This window comes from Methylorubrum podarium (genome assembly GCF_022179745.1).
GTDB classification, from domain to species: domain Bacteria; phylum Pseudomonadota; class Alphaproteobacteria; order Rhizobiales; family Beijerinckiaceae; genus Methylobacterium; species Methylobacterium podarium.
The window spans coordinates 1-2,948 of record NZ_BPRD01000246.1 but is presented as its reverse complement, the minus strand read 5'-3'; the positions used below and the strand labels follow the sequence as shown (position 1 = coordinate 2,948).

At 71.0% G+C, this 2,948-nt stretch carries 3 protein-coding genes; 2 read left to right on the top strand and 1 reads right to left on the bottom strand.

Annotated elements, in window-relative coordinates; translation table 11 throughout:
* Positions 1-303: SOS response-associated peptidase (locus tag MFF42_RS13110; protein WP_238256118.1), on the bottom strand; the 303-nt coding region annotated here is incomplete at its 3' end.
* 158 nt (positions 304-461) lie between these two features.
* Here MFF42_RS13110 and MFF42_RS13105 point away from each other — a divergent pair.
* Positions 462-1,679, top strand: coding sequence for a GNAT family N-acetyltransferase (locus MFF42_RS13105; RefSeq protein ID WP_238256117.1), 1,218 nt, complete (start codon positions 462-464; stop codon positions 1,677-1,679).
* On the top strand, positions 1,676-2,833 hold the full coding sequence (locus MFF42_RS13100) for a M20 aminoacylase family protein (protein ID WP_238256116.1): 1,158 nt from the start codon (positions 1,676-1,678) through the stop codon (positions 2,831-2,833). The genes MFF42_RS13105 and MFF42_RS13100 overlap by 4 nt, the downstream gene beginning before the upstream one ends.
* The last annotated feature ends 115 nt before the right edge of the window (positions 2,834-2,948 follow it).

The window sequence follows — 2,948 nt, the reverse complement described above, 5'->3', positions numbered from 1 at the left end:
GAAGCCGTCGGCGAGGAACACGCAGCGGCGGTGGCGCAGCGCCCCGCGGAAGGCCGGCTTCTCCCCCGCCGTCTCGATGCGGGCGTTGAACAGGACGGGGAAGTCGGACGGGTCCTTGAGCCAGGCCGGCCACAGGCCCCTGCGCATCAGCCGGAAGTGGCGCTCGCCGCTCTCGCGCAGGACCACCGGCACCGGCTGGGTCGGCGCCACGTTGAAGCGGCCGGGAAAGTTCGGCTGCTCGGAATAGCCGTAGAAGGCGCGGTAGACCTCCGGCGGCTGACCGATGAAGAAGCGCCCGCACATGAACGCGATATGGGCGCCCGGCGGGGGCCGGATCAAGCGGCGCGGGCGCCCGAGTCACAGCGGCTTCGCTTCCCGTCGCGCCCGGCCCCGTTTTGTCGCGCCCCGCCCGTGCCGATCCGGTATCCACTTCCGCGCCCAAGCGCTCTACCTTGCCGCCCATGACCACCCCCGCGACGGCGACCGCTCCCGAGCCCGTCCTTCAGGTGCGCGCCGTGCCGGGCATGGCCCGGTTCGACGCGGCCGAATGGGACGCCTGCGCCACCTCGCCCGAGACGCTCGGCGCCGGCGACGAGACCTTCAACCCGTTCACCTCCCACGCCTTCCTCTCGGCGCTGGAGGAGGCGGGATGCGTCTCCCGCCGCACCGGCTGGCTGCCGCTGCATGTCCGCGTCGAGCGCGAGGGCAAGCTCGTCGGCGCCGCGCCCTGCTACCTGAAGTCCCACAGCCAGGGCGAATATGTGTTCGACCACGGCTGGGCCGACGCCTACGAGCGGGCCGGGGGCAGCTACTATCCGAAGCTCCAGGTGAGCGTCCCGTTCACGCCCGTCACCGGCCCCCGCTTCCTCGTCGCGCCCGGCGAGGATCCCGACACTGCGGCCTCGGCCCTCGTCGCGGGCCTGCGCGCCCTGCGGACCGAGACGGACGCCTCCTCGATCCACGTCACCTTCATGCGCGAGCGCGAGGCCGGGCAGGCGGAGCGCCTCGGAATGCTGCCGCGCATGGACCAGCAGTTCCACTGGGTGAACGAGGGCTACGCCGGCTTCGACGACTTCCTCGGGGCGCTCGCCGCGCGCAAGCGCAAGGCGATCAAGCGCGAGCGGCGGGACGCCCTGAGCCGGGGAATCACGGTCGAGCACAAGACCGGCGCCGACCTCTCGGAAGCCGATTGGGACGCCTTCTACGCCTTCTATCAGGACACCGGCGCCCGCAAATGGGGCCGGCCCTACCTCAACCGCCGCTTCTTCTCGCTCATCGGCGAGCGGATGGCGGATCGCATCCTGCTGGTGATCGCGAAGAATGCGGGCCGGCCGATCGCGGGCGCCATCAACTTCATCGGCGACACGGCGCTCTACGGCCGCAACTGGGGCTGCATCGAGGATCACCCCTTCCTGCATTTCGAGGTCTGCTACTATCAGGCCATCGACTTCGCGATCGCCCGCGGGCTGAAGCGGGTCGAGGCCGGCGCCCAGGGCGAGCACAAGCTCGCCCGCGGCTACCGCCCCGTGCCGATGTACTCGGCCCACGACATCGCCGACCCGAGCCTCGGCCGGGCCGTCGCCGACTATCTGAGGCGGGAGCGCAGCCATGTGCGCGCGGCCATCGCCGAGTACGAGGCGATGTCGCCCTTCCGCCGCTGCGAGGATACCAGCGCATGAACACGATCGACCGCATCCGCACCTATGCCGACGAGCTGACCGCCCTGCGGCGGGATCTCCACGCCCATCCCGAGATCGGCTTCGAGGAGGTCCGCACCTCCGGCATCGTCGCCGAGCAGCTCGAGAAATTCGGCATCGAGGTCCACCGGGGGCTCGGAAAGACCGGTGTGGTCGGCGTGCTGCGGGGCCGGCCGGGCTCGCGCCGGATCGGGCTGCGCGCCGACATGGACGCCCTGCCGATTACCGAGGAGACCAACCTCCCCTACCGCTCCACCGTGCCGGGAAAAATGCATGCCTGCGGGCATGACGGGCACACGACCATGCTCATCGGCGCCGCCCGCTACCTCGCCGAGACGCGGGATTTCGACGGCACCGCGGTGTTCGTGTTCCAGCCGGCGGAGGAGGGTCTGGGCGGCGCCCGCGCGATGATCGCCGACGGCCTGTTCGAGAAATTTCCGGTCGATGAGATCTACGCGATCCACAACGCGCCGCACGGGCCGCACGGCGTGCTGCAGGTGCGCCCCGGACCGATCATGGCGGCGGCCGACTTCTTCGACATCCGCATCACCGGCCGCGGCGCGCACGCGGCCATGCCGCATCAGGGCATCGACCCGATCGTGGTCGCCACGGGGCTGGCGCAGGCCATGCAATCGATCGTCAGCCGCAACAGCAACCCGCTGAAATCCGCCGTGGTCTCGATCACGCAGATCCATGCGGGCGCGGCCTACAACGTCATCCCCGAGGGCGCGCATCTCGCCGGCACCGTGCGCACCTTCGACGCGGAGCTGCGCAAGCTGATCGCGAGGCGCATCCGCGAGCTGGCGGCGGGCTTCGCCGCGGCCTACGGCGCGACCATCGACGTGGATCTGCGCGACGTCTTCTCGGTGCTCGACAACCACCCCGAGCAGGCGGCGGCCGCCGCCGAGATCGCCTCGGAGCTGTTCGGCGCCGACAAGGTCGAACCCAACACCGTGCCGCGCATGGGCAGCGAGGATTTCGCCGACATGGTCGCGGCGGTGCCCGGCGCCTATGCCTGGCTCGGCGCCACGCCGGGGCCGGGCCTGCACAACGCGAGCTTCGACTTCGACGACAGCCTGATCCCGCTGGGTGCGGCCTACTTGGCGCGGATGGTGGAGCGGCGCGCGGCGGCGTGACGGCCGCTTGAATCCCTCCCTCTCGGCTCATCCTGTGCGCCTCTCCTCCCCCTTGCGGGGAGGAGGCAGGAGGTGGGGGTGGTGCAGGATCAAACGGGGCGGTGCCTCCTGCACC

Coding starts and splice junctions, on each gene's coding strand:
- MFF42_RS13105 (WP_238256117.1), top strand. CDS start 462: ATGACCACCCCCGCGACGGCGACCGCTCCCGAGCCCGTCCTTCAGGTG.
- MFF42_RS13100 (WP_238256116.1), top strand. CDS start 1,676: ATGAACACGATCGACCGCATCCGCACCTATGCCGACGAGCTGACCGCC.